Source organism: Bradyrhizobium sp. Crot121 (assembly GCF_059512385.1).
Window position 1 is genome coordinate 1 of the sequence record NZ_JCAMOR010000102.1, and the last position, 20943, is coordinate 20943.

Here is a 20943-nt window from a genome sequence, read left to right on the forward strand (position 1 = left end):
CTGCGCCAAATCCTCGTCCAGCTCATCCGCCGACTTCAGCTCCTCCCAAGCTGAAATCCGGGTTCTTCACGGTCGACTGGTTACACTCAGCAATCTGGGCCAAGCACCGTGATGGAGCGCGCCTTCATCAGAGTCAAACTTTCGCCGCGAACAGGAGCGCCTGCCGAGATCATCGCTGCTGTTAGCAATGCCTGAGATATGGGCCGCCTCTAGGGTGGCCACGACCAGTTGAAACTGAGGTTAGTCGAGCAAGTGGCTTCGTCGTAAATCTCAAAGCGTTCGCGACCGTAGGTGATGGAGCCCCGCCGCAAGCCAGTGACGAATACCGGAAAAATATCAATAGGGGACCCCGATCGCCAACGACTGGTTACGAGTTGCGATGCGAGGCCGAGGTCTTCATCGACGTTGCGGTGTTGCGAAGCGCGCGGTTCCGCCCACAGATCAGCACCGAACTGAGCAGACTGCGTGCTCATCGTCTCACGCGTTAGCTCCGCCGCGATGCTTATCCAGTGCGGTATGTAGGCACCTGATCAGGTGCTGTCCTGCGAATGGCTTGGCCAGCAAGCAAATCGCTCCCGCGCTCAGCGCCCGGGCGCGAACGCGATCATCGGGAAAGGCAGTGATGAAAATGAATGGAGCATCGCAACCTTCGGCCCGCATATGTGTCAGCAGGTCCAAGCCGCTCATAGCGGACATCTGCACGTCCGCAATCACACACGATGTTTCATTCAGGTGTGGCGAGCGCAAGAACTCCTCAGCGGATGCAAATGTATGGACTATGTAGCCGCGGGATTTCAAAAGATTATTTATGGCAGCACGGACGGAGCCGTCGTCATCGACCACGGAAATGAGCGAAGGCGTGAACAAAACGACCCCTCCTAACGCAGAAAAGGCGATTGCCGAAGCATAGTCGGCTGGGTCAAGGGTGGGCTTGAGAGATGAAATTGTATAGTCATACTTAGGCTTGTTCCGGCCGGTTGGGACGAATTCCCAGGGGCTCAGCCATTCTGATTAAATCGGCCAGCGACCGTGCGCCCATTTTCTTCATTACCTGTCCGCGGTAGATCTTGATGGTAATTTCGGCCAGCCCGAGCTCTGCGGCTATCTGTTTGTTCATCAGCCCAGCAGTGACCAGTTTCATCACGGCCTGTTCGCGTGGGCTTAAGGCCTCAAACGAGGACTGCAGGTTGGCAACCGTCTTCTCAACCTCCCGCCTTTTGCGATCCCGTTCGGTCGCGGCGACCACGGCGTCAAGCAGCTCCTGATCGCGAAACGGCTTGGTGAGAAAATCGACCGCTCCGCCCTTCATGGCCTTGACGGTCATGGGAATGTCGCCATGACCAGTGATGAAAATGATCGGAATGCGAAGGTTCAACTTGGCGAGCTCAGTCTGCAGCTCGAGGCCACTCAATCCCGGTAGCCTGACGTCAAGGACCAGGCAGCTGGCAACATCCGGAAGCTTGGCTTGCAGCATTTCTCGCGCCGATCCGAACGCAACAACGTCCAAGCCTACCGATCGAAAAAGATTCGCGAGCGAACGACGCATCGAGACGTCGTCGTCGATCACGAAGACGATCGCTCTTCCGCTCGGCTTCTCCGCTTGCGCGCCTCCGCGCGGCGAGTCACAGCGCCCGGTCACGACACGACCTCTTCATGCAACGGCAGGACCAATTGAAACGTCGCGCCCGACTCCTGCTTGCAGGCAATCGACAGGCTCCCTCCGTGAGCCTCCACGATCGAACGGCAGATCGAAAGGCCCATTCCAAGGCCGGTTGATTTGGTGGTGAAAAAGGGGTTGAACACCTGGTCAGCGTGTTCCTCGGTGATCCCAACGCCGCAATCTGTCACGGCGAGGTGCACGCCTCCCAGATCGTGTTGGGATGACCGGATCACCAGTTCGCGCGGTCGGTCTCTGACTGTTTGCATGGCCTCAATCCCGTTCATCACCAGATTCATGATCACCTGTTGCAGTTGAACCCGGTCACCCAGGATCATGGGGAGGGCCGCCGCCAACTCGGTCCGCAACGACACCTGGTGGCTGACCAGCTCGCGAGTCACCAGCGCGACAACCTCCTTGACGATCTCATTGATATTGAGCGGCACCATCTCGATCTCGCTTTTCTTGGCTAGCGTGCGAATGCGGCGAATCACCTCGCTCGCCCGGATGGCGTCCTCGATGATCCATTCCACTGAGCAGCGCGCGGCGGAAAGATCAGGAGTTTCGCGATCAAGCCAACCCAGACAAGCCTCGCCATTGGCGACAATGGCGGCCAGCGGCTGGTTTATCTCGTGCGCAATGGAGGTGGTCATCTCGCCCAGCGTCGTTACGCGTGTCACGTGCGCGAGCTCCGCCTGCGCCTTCCGCAGTTCTCGTTCAGCCTGATCTGCGCGGATGGTTGCGGTGATGTCAGTGCTGACGCCGCGATAGCCGAGGAAATTGCCGTCAGCATCAAAGAATGGCTTGCCGCTGGTCCGGACGTAAATTGGAGATCCGGTCCGGGTGACGGTGCGATAGATGAAATCGCGAAATGGAAGTCGCGCGTCGACTGTCGCCTGATGCTGCCGCCACTTCTCAGATTCCGCTTCGACATCGCCCGCAATTTCGCAGCGAAGCAGCCCGACGACTCCCGTGGCCAAAATGCTTGCTGCGCTGGTGTGCCCCGAAAAGCGGGTGACCCGGTGGTCCGGCCCGGTCTCCCAGAGCCAGTCGGAGGCCGTTTCGGCGTAGTCGCGAAAGCGCTGCTCACTTTCGCGCAAGTCAGCAAGAGCCTTTTCCAGCCGTTCCCTAGCTGCGTATTGCTCGGTGACATCCATATGCGTTCCGATGAGCTCGCTGACGTTGCCATCGCTACCGACCACAGCGTGCGCAACGGAATGTATGCGCCTTATCGCGCCTTTTGGAAGAAGGATTCGGAAATCATATTCGAAGTGCCCTCCCTTGTCTTCGATAGCCTGGCGCGGCACTTCCCGAAGCTGCGGCAAGTCGTCTGGATGGATACGCGACCGGATGGTCTCTATCGATACAGTCTCTTCCGGATCGAAGCCAAACAGACGATCGACTTCGGCGGAGCGATACACAAATTCGAGACGGTGGACGTCCCAGGACCAGCTGCCCGTGTGACTGAGACGCTGTGCTTCGGCCAGATAGGCCTCGCTACGGCGAAGCTGTTGTTCCGCCTGCTTTGCAGCCGTAATGTCCGTCACTGCCCCGACAAACTCGATATCGCCAGATGCGGTTCTAATGGCTCGTGCCAGCGCGTGGAGGTGCTTCACCGAGCCGTCCGGCAACAGCAGTCGGTATTCGTGCTCGAAATCCTCTAGGTTTCGGAGCGCTCGATCAATGGTCTGTCGCACGGCAGCCCGATCTTCTGGATGGGCTCGATCAATGACGAGTTGCGGGTTCAGTTTTGTCGCCGGATCGTGTTGGAAAATGCGAAAGGTCTCCTTTGACCAGATGACCTCGCCGGTGGCGACGTTCCAGCCGAAGCTGCCGGTGCGGCTCAATTCCTGCGCCTGGGCCAAATGGGCTTCACTCCGCCGCAGGGCAGTTTCCGTCCGCTTTCGCTCGGTGATATCTTCGCAGGCGATGAGGATGATGAGCTGGTCGTCTGCCCAATGCATGGCTTTGGCGTTTTCCCGCACCCACAGCACCGCGCCATCCTTCCTGACCTTCTGGATGTCCCAAGTGTGGGATTGGCCGACGGTTTCAACGCACAGCCCAAGGCATTTGCGAACAAGGGTAAGATCTTCTTCCAGAAAGACCTTCAGAACGGAATGCCCGACGAGCTCCGAGGGCGAATAGCCGAGCTGTGTTGCGCCCAACGTGTTCACGTTCAGGACCGTTCCGGCGGCATCGACCATGAAGTACATGACCGGGTTATGCTCGAAGACTTCGCGCCACCATTTCTCTCGATCTCGCAACTCAACCTCGCTGCGCCGGAGCTTGGCTGCGGCCTCAAGCGTGGCCGCCCTTTCCCGGCGGACTTTTCGGATGAGGTGGGTTCCGACAAGCAAGGCAACAAAGAGAATCACAACCACCGGAAGATCTTGCGGAGCATCGAACGCAAGATTGGAAGTAGGGGGCGTAAAGAAGTAGGCCAAAACAGCGATGGACAAGATGGAAAGCATGGCAGATACAATGAGGCTGCCCATAGCGAAAACCGCAAGACCACTACCAATAAGAGAACGCCATCGCGGCGAAATGGGTATGAAAGTACAAGGAAGTTGTCACCAGCGCCAGGACAATGCCACCAAAAACACGCTGCGCGACTAAGCGTCCGAGCTTCGTGAGGGTCCGAACTTGGTAAGGGGTCCAAACTTGGTAAGGCGCCCGAACTTGGTAAATCAGCCTGGCCTAAATAAATAACCTATCCCAAGGATCTGGAAAACTATACTAACGTTTTGACTCGGCTTTGCTTCCGCTCGTCCTGAGGTCCGCCGCTGCCGGTTGCGCGATGAGACCGCATTTTAAGCTAATTGAGCGATAGATTTCGATGGTACGCCTAGCCACTTCCGCGCTTCCAGACTTTCCAGACTTTTATGACGCCGAAGAACGGTGTCCCTGAGAAGCTAGCCGATCGAGGCGGCCCATCAAACCCTTTTTAGAACCCATACGGCCAGTGCGCATAGGACCCCAACAGAGCGCAACGGCCAGGCCGGCAGTTCGACTGAAAGGGGGCCGTTAGGGCCGTGCCGAATGTTAGCGAGCATCCTAAGCCTCTGCCGCCGCATGGGCGCGAGCGTGCCCTTTCGCGTTGCGGCGTGGGATCCGCACGGTAGGTTCCCCAGCGCGTGGACTCAATTGATAGCCAGATTCGCCCGGCGGCGAGGGTGATGAAAGCAATTTCGGTGTAGCTCGTACCGCAAGCGCCTCTTTGCGCTGCAAGAACGGTCTCGGCCCTCAGCAACCAAGTTCTCGATCTTACCTTGATCCAGAGGTACGGACGTTGTGAGCGCGGCCACTTGGGGTGGGGCGGTGTCGCCCAGGTGCTCGGTAGTCGCCCCCAGGCAAGGAAAGCCGAGCTCGCATCGAGATGAAGTTGCCACGGGCAGTTTGGGGTTGAAGCCTTGAGGATGTGCGGTCCTGCCAAATGCGTCAGAGCGCGCCCAAGTCAACTACCAACTTCAGCAATTGATGGAATTGACTGACACATGGCAATCAGCCTCGACGGCCGCCACCGCAATGAACTGCGGATGCAATATGTGAAAAGCTTTGATGCGGTGCTGTGTCGGGAGTGCGCGTCAATGGCGATGGAGTGAAGCGTGGTGAAAGCAAACGCGACGACAAAGTACCTGCAAAGCCGACGCTTTCCGCTCCAGACGATGATCCCTATCTGTGGTTGGAACAGATCGAAGGCGCGCGGGCGCTGAAATTTGTTGAGCGGCAGAATGGCAAGACGCTGCAGGTGTTTGGCGAGCGGGATCGCGACGCGCTGACCTGGATTTACGATCGGATCGGCCGGACAATATTCCCTACGTCCGGCGGCGCGGCAGCTATCTCTACAATCTCTGGAAGGACGCCAACAATCCGCGCGGCCTCTTGCGACGAACCACTCTGGAAGAATTTCGCACGCCAAAGCCGTCATGGGAAGCTCTGCTCGAGATCGATCAGCTCGCGGTTAGCGAAGGCGAAGACCGGCTTCTGAGGGCGACGGTCTGGCCGCAGGGGAGTCATAGACGAACGATTTTGAGCCTATCGCGCGGCGGCAGTGATGCCGTCGCCCTGCGTGAGTTCGATACCGACACGTAGACGTTTGTCGGTGATAGCTTCGTCTTGCCGGAAGCCAAGAGCGCGGTTGAACGGCTCGATCCCGATACGCTGGTGCTGTCGAGCTCTCATAGGCAGGGCATGGCGACGACCTCCGGCTATGCGCGTACAGTGAGGATATGGCGGCGCGGTACGCAGGCGGATCAAGCGCAAGTGATCTTTGAGGTCGTAGCTGATCATGTTGAAGCCGGCTGCAATGTCGAGCGCACCGTCGTGCCGCCACGGCTGTGGTTCGTCGATCAGGTGGACGCCTTCAATTCTGCCACCCATCGCGACTGGCTCGCCATCAGACCGCGCGAGCCCTGATCTGTGGCAGGGCAGACCTATGCCGCGGATACGGTGCTCGTCATCTCTTTGGCCGCTTTCCTTCAAGGCAACCGTCAGTTCGAGGTTCTTTTCGAACCAAGCCCACGCCGGGCGCTGCAGGGGCTCTTTTGGAGTGCCGGTAGGCTTGTGCTTTCCATCCTCAACGAACTGCGGCCGTTCTTCGAGATCTGCTCGCCATCCGATAAAGGGTGGAGCCGCGCGCGACTGCGCGGGATTCCCGACATAGGGATAGTCCAGGTCTGGCCTCTTGATAGCGACCCATCCGAACGCAATGGCGACCTGCTCGTCGATAGCCAGGATCCGCTCACGCCAGCTTCGCTTATGCTGATCGAGAATAATGTCGGCAGTCCGACCGTGCTCAAGCAGGCGCCGAAGACCTTCACCGTGGATGGGCTGGTGGTCACCCAACATGAGGCCATTTCGATTGATGGCGAGCACATCCCCTACGTACGGACCGGTCCGGCCGGCGAGACGGGCGATGCGCCCGTCCATATGAGCGGCTACGGCGGCTTTGGAATCTCGATGAGGCCGTCCTACAATTCAGCGCTTGGCAAGCTTTGGCTCGAGCGCGGCGGCACCACGGTCCAGGCGCATCTACGCGGCCGTGGCGAGTTCGGCACGCGCTGGCACGATGCCGGCCGTCTCAGTGGCAAGAAATTGTCGCACGACGACTTCGCTGCCGTTGCCGCCGATCTCGTGCGTCGTGGCGTCACGGAGCCGAAGCGGATCGCAGCCCAGGGCGGATCGAACAGCGGCATCCTCATCACCAATATGCTGACGCGCTATCCGGAACGCTTCGGCGCGCTGGTCTACACGATCCCGCTGATCGACATGCGCCGCTACACCAAGCTTCTGGAAGGGGCAAGCTGGATTGCGATATGGGGACCCCGATAAGCTCGACCACTGGGAGTGGCTCAAGACCTATTCCGCGTATCATGCCGCCAAACGCGGCCAAACATACCCGCCGATCCTGATCGCCACCGCGGGCGGGACGATCGTGTTCATCCCGGACACGCGCGCAAGATGGCCGCGAAGCTCCAGGCGATGGGCTACGAGGCCTATTTCTACGAGCCTGCGGCGGGCGGTCATGGTTACGGTCGGGACAATAGGGAGCGGGCCGGGTTCGAGATTGCTGGGCTTTCGATTCCTGAAGAGCAAGATCGGCTGGCTTGACGGCGAGGCTTAGGCGGACCGGCGCTTGTGATCACACAAGCTCCAGCGTGATGGTTGCATGACATTTCAGCGGTAGGGGATTGGAAAGAAGCTTGGTTTGACCAGCCCTTTATGAGCCCTACGCCATCCAGCGGCATGGGGGGCAGCTTTTCCATTTCTAGCGTTTCAACGTTCGCGTGCAGAATACGATTGCGCAGCCGCCAATTTCGGGGCCGCAACCTCAACAACGATCATGGCGAGCTGGCTTGCCTGAGCTAGGCGCCGGTTCGCCCCACACGAAGGAGAAACGAGATGAATCAGCGGGATGTGGCCGAAGTCAACCTTCACGACCTACAGGTCTCAGATCCGCTGATTGGGAAATGCCAGCACTTGGTGAGGGAAGTGGCGATTCCCTACCAATGGAACGCGCTCAACGACCGCAATCCGCAAGCGACACCGAGCCACGCGGTAGAAAACTTCCGTATTGCCGCCGGACGTGCGAAGGGGGAGTTCTACGGCACGGTTTTTCAGGACAGTGATGTCGCAAAATGGCTAGAGGCGGCTGCTTGGTCGCTGTGCCAGACACCCAATCCGGACCTGGACAAAGCCGCCGATGAGCTGATTGAATTGATTGCGGCCGCCCAATGCGGCGACGACTATCTCAACACCTATTTCATGCTAAAGGCGCCTCAGGAGCGCTGGAGCAACCTAGCCGAATGCCATGAGCTTTACTGTGCCGGCCACTTGATTGAAGCGGGCATCGCTTTCTTTCTGGCTACTGGCAAACGACGCCTGCTGGACGTCGTTTGCAGACTTGCTGACCACCTCGCCACAGTTTTCGGCCCGGAGCGCGATCAGCTACACGGCTATGATGGCCATCCAGAAATTGAACTTGCATTGACGCGCCTCTACGAAGTGACGCAGGAGCAGCGATATCTGACGCTAGCCAATTATTTCGTGGAGCAACGGGGCACCGAGCCGCACTTCTATGACATTGAACACGAGAAACGCCGGCAATCCTGCGACGTCAAATCACATGGCATGCCCTGGACGGTGAAAAATAAGGCCTATAGCCAGGCGCGCACCTGCCAATTTCGGAACAGCGGACTGCAACCGGGCATGCGGTGCGTTTTGTATACCTCATGACTGCGGTCGCTCATCTCGCGCGTCTGCGTCAGAACGAGCAGCAACGCCAGGCTTGCCTGCGGCTATGGCAAAACATAGTGCAGCGCCAGATCTATATCACTGGGGGTATCGGCTCGCAAAGCTTCGGCGAAGCGTTCAGCAGCGATTACGATCTGCCGAACGTATCGCGTACGCGGAAAGTTGCGCGTCGATTGGGCTGATGATGTTGGCGCGCCGTATGCTGGAGATGGAAGTGGACAGTCGCTATGCCGACGTGATGGAGCGCGCGCTCTATAATACGGTTCTGGGCAGTATCGCTTTCGATGGGCGTCACTATTTCTATGTTAACCCGCTCGAAGTTCATCCCAAAACGCTGCGGTCCAATGGCATCTACAATCATGTCAGGCCGGTGCGGCAACGCTGGTTTGGCTGCGCGTGCTGTCCGCCGAACATCGCACGCCTTTTCACATCGATTGGTCATTACATCTATACGCCATGCTCCGACGCGCTCTACATCAATCTCTACATTGGCAATAGCGTGGCATTATCGGTTGGCGGGCATACGCCTGCGGTTGCTCATGAGCGGCAACTATCCTTGGAGGGACGAGGTGGAAATCGCCGTGGAATCTGCACATCCGATCGCCCACACGCTCGCCCTGCGCCTGCCGGAATGGTGCAGCGCGCCGGCGGTGAGCCTGAACGGCGAACCTGTCCATTGCGAGTCGCGTAAGGGCTATTTGCACATTCACCGCACGTGGCGGCAGGGAGATCGCGTCAAACTATCGCTGCCGATGCAAGTACGCCGCGTATACGGTCATCCGCAACTTCGCAATTTGGCCGGCAAGGTGGCTATCCAGCGCGGCCCTTTGATGTATTGTGTGGAAGAAGCCGACAACGGGCCCGAGTTACACAACCTTTGGCTTCCTGCAGAAAGCCGGTTTTCGCTTGTCGAAGGTACTGGTCTCTTCGACAAGATTTTGCTGCAGGCTGATGGGTCCCGGTTGCAACACACGCATTCTGAAGAAACGGCACTTTGTCAGTACGACAAAGTGCCTGGACAGCTACAACCGCAGCGGCTGACATTCATTCCATGGTTCAGCTGGGCTAACCGCGGCGAAGGCGAAATGCGGATTTGGATTAAGGAGCGCTGACGCCGATGGCTGAGTGGCGCGTCCGTGAAGTTAATGCGTCGCCCGTGAAGTGCCCTTTAGGCCTTGATCGCGGATTCAATTTCCTAGCAACAACGGTTTTGAGATTGCAAGCTTTTGCGGCTTGAGGCCTCGGAAGCTTGCAAATTTGATCTTGAAGATAGAACCAAGCCGCTGGCGCGCATTGAATTTTTGCTGGAGTGGGAGTGGTGCTAACAACCAACAATCTTCTTGCCATCGGCAGGCGGCGCTTGGAATGAATAGAACCGTGCAGTCGGATGAACAATGAGAACCACCAACGACATCGCTTCATCCAAGGGACGTGCCGCGGCGCCGCTCTGCAATTCCCTCGTTGAAGGCCGTTACCGGGCTTCTCGCGCCAGGGTTGTCACGGATGGCCTTTCCGCCACGCCTAACCCATTGACAGCACATACCCTCGACAACCTACCCCAACTAGCAACATCCCTGCCGCGTCGCGCCGTTGTGCATGCGTTTGAGCCTGGCGATCGTCTAAGATCATCGGTTTTCAATTTCGCCGGCTCGGGCGTGGCAGCGGCTCGTTCAATCCGGCTTCTATGAGCACGCGCCACCGCGCCCGGCTCCCGCCTGCCACGCGACCTCACAGAACCCTCAAGATCCCGAATCGATTTTTCGACGATTGAGAGGAAGTCGGCTTTTGGAGGGCCGACCATGGGGAACGCGACGCCGGATTGCGAAGACGAGCTCGAGCCTTGGCTGAAGCCATTCCTGGATCGCTTGGGTCATAAGGCGCGGCGACAGATGTGTCCGCGTTACATTGCCGGGTTGATCGGCCCTGGTGAGCGCAAAAACATTCAACCGATGGCGTAACGCTCTGCAGCGCGCGAATACGATCAGCTGCACCATTTCATCGCTGATGGCGTCTGGGATGCGAAGCCGTTAGAGACAGAGCTGCTCAATCAGGCCGACCGGCTCGTCGGCGGCGATGATGCGGTGCCGGTTATCGACGACACCGCGCTGACGAAGAGGGGCGAACACTCGGTCAGTGTCGCGGCTCAATATGCCTCGGGCGTTGGCAAAATGGCAATTGCCCAACGTTGGCGTCGCTGACGCTTGTGCGCGGTGAAGTACCAGCGATGATCGCATTGCGTCTCTTCCTACCCGAGAGTTGGACCAGCGATACCGCAAGTTTGAAGCGCGGCGGCGTACCAGTCGAATACCGAACCCCACGATCCAAGCTTTTGGCCGAGATTGATCGCGCGATGGTAGCCGGCGTGCGGTTCGGTTCCGCTGGCCGATACAGGATACAGCCTCAGTGCGCCGTTTCGGCAAGGGGGCACGACGCGGGCTGGCCTGGGCCGATGGCATCCCTCGTCACCTGAAGGTGGACCCGGTCGGCGTCAAGCTGATCTGGCCGCTCGCAATGCGAGGGCGTCCCCGCAAGCGGTCCATTCCGGACATCCTGTCGCGCCCGCCGAAGACATGCTCGCGTGATCAAGCCCGAGCTCCTCTTTCAACTGCTGATGCGCCTGGATCGGACGCGCACGCGTTCGGCACGCTCGACTTCCAGATAACTGAAAGCAGGCGCGCCACCCCGGCCGATTCGACCACAGGCGATAGCTCGTCAGGACTGCGAAGATTGATGGCTGGAATCCGAGGGGCAAAGAGTTCGAGAGTCCGCCATCATCTCGGGCGTATCGGAGCTGACCCTTGCTTTCTTGATGCGCGGACCATCTTGCGGTGCGTCAGCCGTGTTCGGATTATCTACGATGGCTGTCCGATAGTCAGCTAGATTGCCGCCCAGAAACAAGACCTCGGTCTCCTCGGTCGGTATTCCCCTCACCCAATCTCGCAGCTCCTCATCTCCGGGAGCATGCCCACGCTCTAAAATATCGTTGATTTTTTTGATCGGCCAAGCGGTGACGCTTGGTACCGTGTAGGTGTGCAGCTTCTTAGCATTCTTTGCAATCGCCTTCGCGCCATTCTCACTGTCGTCCTTTGAAAGGAGCAGTCGTGAGGGGTCCTGGCACAATGACACAAAAGCACTCTCTCTAAGGCCTTTGGTATGCCATGCAGCGAGGCGCGCCATATCAATTTCGTCCTCTCTTTCGTCGTCCGAGCAGATAGCAGCCTTTGAAACATGCGGGGTCGCGTGAGCACGCAAATCCGCTAAGGAACGCACATGCGCGATGGCACTCACCTCCTCCTCTAGGAGGGGCTCGCAATCGATGTCCTCGTTCTGAAAACGGTGCAGCGGCAGATACGATGATGCCACCACGTCGTCGAAGATGCGGTCGCCGTCAACACTGCCGGCACAAGATCCGGTGGTTCGTGGCCACTGTACTGCTCGCTGCGCAGCGAGTTTGATCTCGTTCTTTAGCGCCTTAACGTTCGCTCCGGTTAGCGATCCGGCAAGTTCGGCGCGCCCCCTGACAAAGGAAGCGGCCGGGCACCGCTCGCTTTCCTGGATAGCGCACGCTCTCAGAGTGCCTTTCGTCATGGTCGAGGGTGATCCAATCCCGGAATCCATCAAAGCGACAGCTGAATCCGATGTTCGGTGGATTGGCCGCAACTCACTCAGCTGCTGCTCAAAGTTCGCTTGATCCGGGGACGGGTGTGCTGGTGAGCTGGTTTGTGCGCTCAGGTCGCCCGGCTGTTGCTGCGCCCGCTGCCGCTGCCGCAGGAGATCGTCAGCTTCAATGGAGTCTTTTGCGGTGTTGGGTGGATCGATATTCATCTGTTCCCCTCCAGCATGGGTCATTTCAGGCTTTCGAGAAGCTGACGAGTCAGGAAGGAATGCGACCGACGCCCAACTTTTCGGGCGCTTCCCCGCTCGGCTGCCGTCGCTGCGGAGGAGATCCGTGCGCCGGATCCCTTGGTCGCTCTCCTCTGACGAAGCGTGCGGCAATTCCTCGAGCAGCTGCTCAAAGCTCGCTTGCGAGCTCGCGTCGTCCGACTCTTGACCCGGCGGAATCTCGGCATTCTGCGGAGCCGATCCTGATAGTGATGGGTTCACCTGCCGAGGATTGAAGTGCGAGCCGTCCATACCGTTCTCCATTCGAAATCAAGCTGCAGATCTATGCAGCCCAGCTCAGATCTGGCGCAAGCAGCACAGAGGCCCGCAAGTTTGAGACACGAATCATGTGAACCTCGGAAAGAGCAACTTGCGCCCTAGTAAACAGGCGACAATCGCGTCCCGATCTCCGGGCTCAATGTAGGAGATCTAGCTTTCGGCAAGCTGACGAAACCATGCACCCTAAAGGCCCGTTCTTGGGGGCCGTCGCTACGGTGACGCTCCTGCGGCTGCTTCTTTTTTCCAGGTGTCGCTTTCGCGAGAGATTCGGTCTGCGCGGCGGTTTCTGATCCAGCGGGTTTGCGCCGGGCCGCCATAATCCTATCGCTGCTCGAATCCAGCCAATGTAAGCCGCCTACAGTGAGGGGGTGGGCGGCTTCGTCGTGAGGTTGATAGCTTGCGACAGAGGCTCGCGGCGCCCGTCGCGGAGACCGTCGAAGTTACCTCCGTGGCGGCGACAAGCGAGACATACGTCCCGCCTAGAGCGGGGACGTCATGTTCTTTGCGGTTTGCTATCGAGCTCTGAACATGACCGAAATCGAGATTAGGAAGATCGGCGGAACGCGGCCAGAGTTATTGACCTTCAGCAGCTTCGACTGGCCGTTGCTGCTTGCGACTACGGAAGCTTTGGACGCGCCGCCGAAGTGCTTTCGATCAAGCACACGGTGCTGAGCCGTTCCGTCGGTCAGCTTGAGCATCTGGTTGGGACTTCGCTGTTCGACCGCTCGAGCGGGGGGATCAAGCCCACTCTCGCTGGCCGAGCAGTTCTGCGAATTGCCCGTTTGATTTTGGAACAAGTCGATGCGCTCGTCGACACGGGAGTATCCAATGGACGCGGCGAATCCGGTCTCCTTACCATTGGCTTCTGCACATCCATTTCGACCGGGAATTTGCGGGCGACGATAGGTGAGCTCAAGAAGCTGCTACCACGGCTCGAATTGGCAACGATGGAACGCTCTCGCTTCGGTCTGATGACTGCCCTCCGTAACGGAACGGTCGACGTTGTCGTTAGCCCTGGACGTCTACCTTCAAAAGACACCAGATCACTACTGCTCTGGAGCGAACGCATTCTGATCTCGCTGCCGCAGGATCACTGCCTGGCGGCACGCGAGATCATCTATTGGACCGATTTGCGTAAACGAAAAGATCCTTCTAAGTGAGTATGATCCCGGACGAGAGCTCGAGGATCTCTTGATTTCGAAGCTCGTTCTACCTGACGATCGCCCCGCCGTAGAGCGCCATGACGTAAGCCTTGGCATCATCAAGAGTCTGACGAGTATGGGCATGGGGCTCAGTCTAGTGATGGAATCGGATATTGGTGCAAGTTTCGCTGGCCTTGTGTACCGGGAGTTGCAGGACGGAGCGGAGCCAAGCCGGGTGGACTTCTACGCGCATTGGCGCGACGACAATGAGAACCCGGCTCTGAAGCGTTTCCTCAATCTGTTGGCAGAACGCTAGGGCTGCGGGAAGCTGCCGCAGATAGGAGGTCGGCGCCCGGCGTTGTTCTCAAGCGTCCCGTTGGCTCAAGCGGTCCGTTCAAAGAGCACGCCGAACTGCCCACGGATATCACCGACGATGACGGTTCGAAGAAGGCGAGCCGCCCTAAGCTCGCCGGCCACGAGCCGCGGAAGCAGCATGCAAAGCGGAGCAATGATCCGGCAGCCGACCGGAAGGCCGCACTCGCTTTTGAGAAGGAACAGAAGCGACGCGAGCGCGAGGATGCAAAGGAAGAGGCGGCTCGGCAGAAGAAGCGCGAGCGACGGCAGCACGCCATCGACAAAGCGCAAGCCGCCTTGGACGCAGCTCGTCAGAAGCACGAAAAGAATGCTGCCGACATTCGAGCTGAGGTCGAGGTTCTCGAGGCGCGAGCGCAAGCCGAAGAGGCGCGTTGGGATAAGGAGAAGGCGCGGCTGGAAGCTTCGTTGCGACGCGCGCGAGGGTACCAGCATACGCGGTTTGCGAGCCAGCATCTGTTCGAGCCACGAACCCTTCGGCGCGCCCGGTTTGCTTGCCTGCTGACAACGGCGCTACTGCCGATGATGAGTAGGCGCCTGAGCGTGCGTTCGCCCATCTTGGATGTCACGCCGAGCTTCTGCTTGCCGTCCGTCGATCTTTGAAGGGGCGTGAGACCGAGCCAGGCCGCGAAGTCACGACCTTTGGCAAAAGTCTCGGCCGGCGGTGCTAGAGCGGCGATCGCGGTGGCGGAGATCGGGCCGATGCCAGGAACGGTCATCAGCCTGCGCGATACTTCGTCCTCGCGAGCGCGTCGCGCGATCTCCTTGTCGAGACCCGCGATCTTGCCGTTGAGGCCGGCGAACAGGTCCAACATCACTCGGAACATGGTGCGGGCCGCTTCGGGAAGCGAACTGGCCATCGCTTCCTCCTCGATCAGATCGGCAAGCGTCGCCACATGCGACGGCCCCTTGGGTGCAATCCAACCATATTCAGTGAGGTGACCCCGGATCGCGTTGATGAGCTGGGTTCGCTGCCGCACTAACAGATCACGGGTCCGAAACACCAGACCCGCCGCCTGTTGCTGTTCGCTCTTCACGGCCACGAACCGCATGCTCGGCCGCTGCGCCGCTTCGCAGATCGCCTCGGCATCGATCGCGTCGTTCTTTTGCCGCTTCACGAACGGTTTTACATAGGCGGGCGGGATCAGCCGAACTTCATGGCCAAGCTGGGTGAGCTGACGCGCCCAGTGATGGGCTCCGCCACATGCCTTTAAAGCTACCGTGCAACGCGGCTGGGCTGCGAAGAAATCCAAGAGCTTTCCTCGGCTGATCCGTTTGCTGAATACAGCCCGTCCTTTCCCGTCCGCTCCATGAACGTGGAAAACATGCTTAGCGATATCCAGACCGATTGTGCTAACCTGCAACACGGACGCCTCCCTTAAGTGGTGCTAAACACCTCCACTTTGGCACATCGATGCCGTCGGCGGGGCGTCCACCCCATCATAAATCTTCGTCGATGTCCGCTTCGCCCGATACCGACCGCTTATCGGCCACACGGCTCCGAGGGCTTTAGCCACTTCAGCACGTCCTCAGTGTCGAACTCGAACTGCTTGCCCCGACCACCATGAGATTTGACCGGCATTCCGTTCTCGACCCATGCGGAAATCGTCGGCAGCGAATAGCCGAAGATGTCCGCAAGCTCTTGCCGGTTGACGACCTTGCCCATTATTCGTCGATCTCGACGCCCATAGCGGTCAGTTCGGTGTCGATGGCCGCGATGCGCCGATTAAGCTCGGCGACAACGGCGGCCTTGACCGCTGCGACCATCTCGGCGTCCTGATACGTGCCCCTGATCGTCACGCCGAGACCATCGCCGTGATCTGCAATGCGGCGCGCTCCGCACAGCTCGTCGCGTCGCTTCAGAAGGCGCTCGAAGTCGCATGCCTGGGACAGCTTCATGCGAGCCCCCGATCCGCCCGAGCAGCGAGATCAGCGACGACGATGTCCATCTGGCGGAAGGTGGACGCCATGTCGCCTTGGTAGTTGAGGACCGACCGATGCGCCTTGACTTCAAGCTCGGCCTTCTCGGTGAAATGATCCTGCGGGATAAGGCCGGGGCGGACGATCTCGATGACCCATCCACCCATGCGGTCGATGGCTTCGCCCTCATTGGCGTGCCTCACATCCTCGAAGACGACGCGCTTCGGGGTCTCGATGTAGAGTTTGTCGGTCTCGGTGCCGATCCAGAAGTCCGAACCCATATGGTCGCGGCCCCAAAGACCACCGAGCCCTTCCATCGCGTGTCGGGGCGACCGGCCACCCAGCCAGGGCGTCGGCTTCTCTTTCAGATCGCCCTCGATCATGCGCTCGATGGTGGCTTCGTCGCAGTGCCGATACTCGAGTGTTCGCGAACCTCTTGCTCGCCTCGGCCAATATTTCCTCATCATGATAGCGACCGGAAATGTGTGTCAGAATGAGCAGCCTGACGCCCGTCGTTGCCGCGAGCGTGGCGGCTTCGGCCGCGGTAAGATGCCCGTAATCGCGGGCGATGGACGCATCGCGTTGGAGAAAAGTCGCCTCGATCACCAGCACGTCGGCATCGCCAACGTGCTCAGCCAGGCCATCGACAGTCTCGGTATCGCCAACGATGACAAGCTTCTTGCGTCCCTCCGGCGGCCCGAGGACGTCTTCGGGATCGATCGTCTTGCCATCCGCGAGTGTAACGGGCCTTCCTTCCGCCAGCTCCTTGCGCACGGGACCGTCCGGCACCCCGAGGGCCGAAAGGCGGTCTGGCCGAAGATGGCGACGGACCTTACTTTCGAAGGAAAACCCGAAGCTGTCTGTGTCGCGGTGGGGGATCGGAAAGCACCCGATCGTGAAGGCGCCGGCGTCGAGAACCTGGCCGGTCGCCAGCGGAACGAGATCTAGCGGAACGGGCGCACGCCCTTCTCCCCACAAGCCCGCGAGCATCTGGACGACGACGTCGAGGGTAGCGAAGGTAGGCGCGCAGCATGTCCTTCAGCGCGCCAGCGAACCGGCCGCGCACAAACCCGTGGCGCTCGATGAGATGGCGGGCCACGGTGGTCTTGCCGGACCCGATAAAGCCCTTGAGGCCGATAACGATCATGAAAGGAAGGCTCCGATTGGATCTATACGGTCTCAATCGGTATTGTTTCTTTCGAGCGCGTTTCGGTATCCCCTCAGTCCGCCGGACGACGCCGGACCAAAATATCAATTTCGCCCGTCAAAAATCGCCAGTTCGATGTTTTCCGGGTCCGCCTGGGGCCCCCATCCTGCAACCGACCCGAGAACAGAAAGCGCCTTTTGAAATTTTGTATCTAGCGATATCGGGCGGTCGCGCGTCACCCGCATGGGGAAGGGCCCTGGCAGGACCCAAAGTGTTACAACTCTGCGAGATGCTCGAAGCCGGCAAGAGGTGCGAAGAGCTAGATCATGGATGCTGATCCCGAGCGATGTCGGTTCCGAGGTTGGCGGGTGCGAACGCTGCGTGACCATGGCCACGTCAGGTTCTCGACAGCTTCCCACAGTAGGAGACCTGCTCAGGTAATCTTGAACGTGAGGCTAACGTGGACCCGCAAGACTTTGATCCATTTAATGTGGCAGCTTCGTCGCAGGTGCAGCACGCCGCTTCGGAAGAGCCGCAGACGGGCCAGGCCCGCCAATTTGAGCAGCACTTGGCCCAGGCAAGCCAGGCCGCTCCCGTTGCCAGCAGGCCCTCCAGCTATCCACATCTGTCTACAAAAGACCGGAACTTTATCGATAGCGTGATCACTCAATATGCGGCTCAGAAAAAGCCAAAACCTGAAACGGTTAGAGGCTATACTCAGGCACTTCGTCGACTTGGGAATGATCTCCGCGCTCGCGGCCAGACGACCGATCTAGCAAACCACAAGTCCCTGCTCGAGCACGCAACTACTTTCTTTCCGAAAGACAACAAAATGAAGAAAGCGGTGGCCGTCCTTCGTGCGTATCATGGCACCAGTCATTTAGTTTCTCGCGAGGAACCGCGCGCGCTCTCCTCAGGGAAAGACGCATCTAACGATGTCCAACAATCCCTTGGCGAAAGGACGGATGCACGCGCCAGGAGCAATCTCCTGCCAAGCGAAGGGGTCCTTATCAATCATGAGCATGACGCGGCTCAATCGAGAGCAGCGAAGAGACAGAGGGCGCTGCCCGATCTTGAAGAGGTTGTGATATACCGACAGTCAAGCGCGAACGCCGCTTCAGCAGAAAGTAGCGGTGCACCGCGGGTTGCAGCAACAGGCGTCATAGTCCGAGGGCATCCGGATAAGCGGCCTCTTTATTCCGAGGATGCTGCTGTCGTCCTGAAGCTTGAGCACGCCCTCATAGAGGGCGGCATGAGCAGCCAAGGGGCGCATGAGCATGGAAGCCGCCTCATTAACTATAGCCGTTGGCTGTTCAAAGATAACCGACCGGGCATTGTTGCTCGGCTGGACAGCAAGTCGCTGATCGACGATGGTGCCATACACAAATACCCCGGAGGGAATACTGCGAAACTCCTTAGATCCTTAGAGTATTTCCGCACCTTGCGGGCGACGGGAGTGGTCGTGCCCAAGAAACCCGGCGGCCCTCGCGCTGAGCTTAATCCTTCCCCCCAGAACGTCGCCCTCATCAATCCCGAAACCGCGGCGCTGATGGAACCGCGGCGCATCGACGACGCCGCTGCGCAGCACAGCGTGCCGCACCAAGCGGGTACTCGGCTAGAGGAGCTTCAGGAAGAACAGGACGGTCACCCCGCCGTATCGGCTTTCATGCAGGCGCAAGCCGCATTCCGTTTAGAGCAGCTCCCGCAGGGAGAGCTTCAGCGACTGGAAAAACAATTGCATGACGAGCGTCACGGACTAGGAGACAATCATTCTGCTCTGTCGTTTTCCATCGATTCGGAAGACCTTACTTTGGATCCCGAGCTGTTCTCTCTAGAGGACCTTCTGCGACCGCTTGATGACGAGCCAGCAGAGGAGCTTCAGGAAAGGCGAGATGAACACTCCGCCCCGTCGGCTTTCATTCAAGCGCAAGCCGCATTCCATTCAGAGCAGCTCCCTCAGGGAGAGCTTCGGCGAGTGCTGGATCATCTGGATGATGAAGCCATGCCGTCAGCAGTCTCCGACCCTTCAGAGGAGCTTCAGCGACTGGAAAAAGAGTTGCATGACGAGCTTCACGGACTAGGAGACAATCATCCTGCTCTGTCGTTCTCCATCGATCCGGAAGAGTTTACTTTTGATCCCGAGCAGTTCTCTCCAGGGGAGCTTCGGCGACTGCTTGATGCCGAATCCGCAGAGGAGCTTCACGAAAGGCGAGATGATCACCCCGCCCCGTCGGCTTTCATTCAGGCGCAAGCCGCATTCCATTCAGAGCAGCTCCCTCAGGGAGAGCTTCGGCGAGTGCTGGATCATCTGGATGATGAAGCCATGCCGTCAGCAGTCTCCGACCCTTCAGAGGAGCTTCAGCGACTGGAAAAACAGTTGCATGACGAGCTTCACGGGCGACGGGACAATCATGCACTCGATGCGCCATCCACGCATGTAGCGAATGATCGGCGCGACACTGCCTGACACGATCCCGTCGATGACGTCCGCCCCAGCACAGTAATGCGGCGCGCTGATCCTTAGCAGGCCCGAGGTCTTGGTCGAAGGGGCTGACATCGCTGGTATGGCCGTAGTCCGAGTTGTTTGCATTTTCTGCAAAGAGTTATCTTGGTCGCTGTGCAGTTCATCGGCCAGAGCCATGGGGACCGTCGGGCTCAAGATGCCGAGATCGCGAGCGCGAGTAGAACCGTGCGTCGTCTATTACGAGGGGGAGTCATTTCGCTCATGAACCTTCCCGACCAAAGGGGCGGTGGAGTCGATTCGCTCATGGACCCTCTATCGCGTCGCTGCAGACCACCGCGCGATAGAAGTGCTGCGGGAAGCGCGCCTGGACGACGCCCGACACGGTCCCGAGAAAATCCCAATGCTCATTGATCGTCGCACTGCCCTGAAGCACCGCGAGCGTTTGCAGCGGCAGCCGCTTCTTCGTGCGACGACGCACGATCAGCACCTTGCCGTTGCTCACGATCTGGAACGGCTTCCGCTTCTGACCGTCCATGCGCTTCAACTGGCGGCGCACAACGGTATGCACCGGCGCACTGCCAATCGATCCGTAGGGCTTGATCAGAAGCGAGACGGCCACGGCTATCTCGCTTCGCGCGGACCGACAGAGCGTTGTCGGGATACTTCTCCTTGCCCGCACCGATGACGTGGCGCTCCATGTACTTGTCGATGCTGCCCACCGTCGCCATGAGCGTGCTGCCGTTGGCAGGGCGGATGCGGATGCCGCCGACAACCCATGGCCGCCCGGCATCGTGCATCGAATGACTCGCCTTGCGCTCGTGCGCATCCGTTTCAAGTTGACTGTCCATGCCCGCAAAGAACGCGTGCTATTGGCGGAGGAAGAGGAATAGCGCGGCGTTGCCTATCTGGTAGTCCGCAATGCGCTTCTCCCTAATCCTATCCACCAGCTCATTGGCCGCCGCGAAATATTCTTCGGCAAGGGAAGCAGTGTTGGCCTGCATCATGCCGCCGATGGCAAATCCGTGCGGCCCAGACCATTCATCCTCACGCGCGTGATCCCCGGTTAGCTCCTCGAAGTGTCATTCGGCGCGCTGTTTGACCCCTTATCGGCGCCGAAGGTTGACCCCGGCCAGTAATGACGAAACCCTTGGACCGTCGGCGAAAAATCCATCACGTATGGGGTCAACGTTGGAAGCCGATGGGGGCGCATTGCCTCACCAAGGATGTTACCGGAGAACTGACCGTCAGGATTGGGGCGGCGATACCGAATCGGATCGGTGTCGCCGATGGCAGGACGGATCAGCATGGGTGCGCGGCGCGAGCTCAC

At 59.0% G+C, this 20943-nt stretch carries 15 protein-coding genes and 6 pseudogenes; 8 read left to right on the plus strand and 13 right to left on the minus strand.

Translation table 11 applies throughout. From position 1 onward, the window contains the following. Positions 1–477: 477 nt before the first annotated feature. The 3 genes and pseudogenes from AC5ZGW_RS41100 to AC5ZGW_RS41110 form a co-directional block, all read right to left on the minus strand. The gene (locus tag AC5ZGW_RS41100) at positions 478–867 is read right to left on the minus strand and encodes a response regulator transcription factor (protein ID WP_028168832.1); all 390 of its coding nucleotides are present in this window, start codon (positions 865–867) and stop codon (positions 478–480) included. Between the two features lie 91 nt (positions 868–958). Then, positions 959–1639: a response regulator transcription factor gene (locus tag AC5ZGW_RS41105; RefSeq protein WP_028168833.1), complete on the minus strand. Its 681-nt coding sequence runs from the start codon at positions 1637–1639 to the stop codon at positions 959–961. After that, positions 1636–4246: pseudogene (locus tag AC5ZGW_RS41110) on the minus strand (PAS domain S-box protein). The gene AC5ZGW_RS41105 and the pseudogene AC5ZGW_RS41110 overlap by 4 nt, the downstream one beginning before the upstream one ends. A gap of 1009 nt (positions 4247–5255) precedes the next feature. On the opposite strand from AC5ZGW_RS41110, the pseudogene AC5ZGW_RS41115 reads away from it, so the two are divergent. The 5 genes and pseudogenes from AC5ZGW_RS41115 to AC5ZGW_RS41135 form a co-directional block, all read left to right on the plus strand. Next, positions 5256–7280, plus strand: a pseudogene (locus tag AC5ZGW_RS41115) (prolyl oligopeptidase family serine peptidase). 278 nt (positions 7281–7558) lie between these two features. Further along, positions 7559–8392: a beta-L-arabinofuranosidase domain-containing protein gene (locus tag AC5ZGW_RS41120; RefSeq protein WP_207231139.1), complete on the plus strand. Its 834-nt coding sequence runs from the start codon at positions 7559–7561 to the stop codon at positions 8390–8392. Continuing rightward, positions 8371–8789, plus strand: a pseudogene (locus AC5ZGW_RS41125) (beta-L-arabinofuranosidase domain-containing protein); the annotation flags it as partial. The gene AC5ZGW_RS41120 and the pseudogene AC5ZGW_RS41125, both read left to right, overlap by 22 nt. Next, a complete protein-coding gene (locus AC5ZGW_RS41130; RefSeq protein ID WP_283813326.1) occupies positions 8770–9522 on the plus strand; it encodes a glycoside hydrolase family 127 protein in 753 nt (250 codons plus the stop codon). The pseudogene AC5ZGW_RS41125 and the gene AC5ZGW_RS41130, both read left to right, overlap by 20 nt. Before the next feature lie 687 nt (positions 9523–10209). Beyond that, positions 10210–10989: pseudogene (locus AC5ZGW_RS41135) on the plus strand (IS701 family transposase); the annotation flags it as partial. A gap of 133 nt (positions 10990–11122) precedes the next feature. On the opposite strand, the gene AC5ZGW_RS41140 reads toward AC5ZGW_RS41135, so the two are convergent. After that, positions 11123–12544, minus strand: a complete 1422-nt coding sequence (locus tag AC5ZGW_RS41140) for a hypothetical protein (protein ID WP_207231137.1) — start codon at positions 12542–12544, stop codon at positions 11123–11125. A gap of 623 nt (positions 12545–13167) precedes the next feature. Here AC5ZGW_RS41140 and AC5ZGW_RS41145 point away from each other — a divergent pair. Together AC5ZGW_RS41145 and AC5ZGW_RS41150 are read left to right on the plus strand one after the other, a co-directional pair. Further along, a complete protein-coding gene (locus tag AC5ZGW_RS41145) occupies positions 13168–13731 on the plus strand; it encodes a LysR family transcriptional regulator (protein WP_496114090.1) in 564 nt (187 codons plus the stop codon). 31 nt (positions 13732–13762) lie between these two features. Continuing rightward, entirely contained in the window at positions 13763–14029 is a 267-nt protein-coding gene (locus AC5ZGW_RS41150; RefSeq protein WP_349645126.1) for a type 2 periplasmic-binding domain-containing protein, read from the plus strand. A 65-nt stretch (positions 14030–14094) separates the two neighbouring features. Here AC5ZGW_RS41150 and AC5ZGW_RS41155 read toward each other — a convergent pair whose 3' ends face one another. From AC5ZGW_RS41155 to AC5ZGW_RS41180, 6 genes and pseudogenes are all read right to left on the minus strand, one after another. Continuing rightward, entirely contained in the window at positions 14095–14340 is a 246-nt protein-coding gene (locus tag AC5ZGW_RS41155; RefSeq protein WP_165435560.1) for a hypothetical protein, read from the minus strand. 171 nt (positions 14341–14511) lie between these two features. After that, positions 14512–15452, minus strand: a pseudogene (locus AC5ZGW_RS41160) (IS110 family RNA-guided transposase); the annotation flags it as partial. Positions 15453–15568: 116 nt separating this feature from the next. After that, a complete protein-coding gene (locus AC5ZGW_RS41165) occupies positions 15569–15751 on the minus strand; it encodes a terminase small subunit (RefSeq protein WP_028168835.1) in 183 nt (60 codons plus the stop codon). Beyond that, positions 15751–15984, minus strand: coding sequence for a hypothetical protein (locus AC5ZGW_RS41170; protein WP_035692697.1), 234 nt, complete (start codon positions 15982–15984; stop codon positions 15751–15753). The genes AC5ZGW_RS41165 and AC5ZGW_RS41170 overlap by 1 nt, the downstream gene beginning before the upstream one ends. Next, a complete protein-coding gene (locus AC5ZGW_RS41175) occupies positions 15981–16388 on the minus strand; it encodes a hypothetical protein (protein WP_051397283.1) in 408 nt (135 codons plus the stop codon). The genes AC5ZGW_RS41170 and AC5ZGW_RS41175 overlap by 4 nt, the downstream gene beginning before the upstream one ends. A gap of 25 nt (positions 16389–16413) precedes the next feature. After that, positions 16414–17016, minus strand: a pseudogene (locus AC5ZGW_RS41180) (MBL fold metallo-hydrolase); the annotation flags it as partial. Positions 17017–17612: 596 nt separating this feature from the next. Between AC5ZGW_RS41180 and AC5ZGW_RS41185 the strand changes: the two are divergent. Further along, the gene (locus AC5ZGW_RS41185; RefSeq protein WP_165421299.1) at positions 17613–19619 is read left to right on the plus strand and encodes a hypothetical protein; all 2007 of its coding nucleotides are present in this window, start codon (positions 17613–17615) and stop codon (positions 19617–19619) included. Positions 19620–19917: 298 nt separating this feature from the next. Here AC5ZGW_RS41185 and AC5ZGW_RS41190 read toward each other — a convergent pair whose 3' ends face one another. The 3 genes from AC5ZGW_RS41190 to AC5ZGW_RS41200 all read right to left on the minus strand — a co-directional run. Continuing rightward, positions 19918–20235 (minus strand): hypothetical protein, encoded by a 318-nt coding sequence (locus tag AC5ZGW_RS41190; RefSeq protein WP_207231136.1) that lies wholly within the window; start codon positions 20233–20235, stop codon positions 19918–19920. A 247-nt stretch (positions 20236–20482) separates the two neighbouring features. Then, positions 20483–20620 (minus strand): hypothetical protein, encoded by a 138-nt coding sequence (locus tag AC5ZGW_RS41195; RefSeq protein WP_245287665.1) that lies wholly within the window; start codon positions 20618–20620, stop codon positions 20483–20485. A gap of 59 nt (positions 20621–20679) precedes the next feature. Further along, positions 20680–20943 (minus strand): hypothetical protein (locus tag AC5ZGW_RS41200; protein WP_496114089.1); only part of this gene is annotated, 264 nt, incomplete at its 5' end.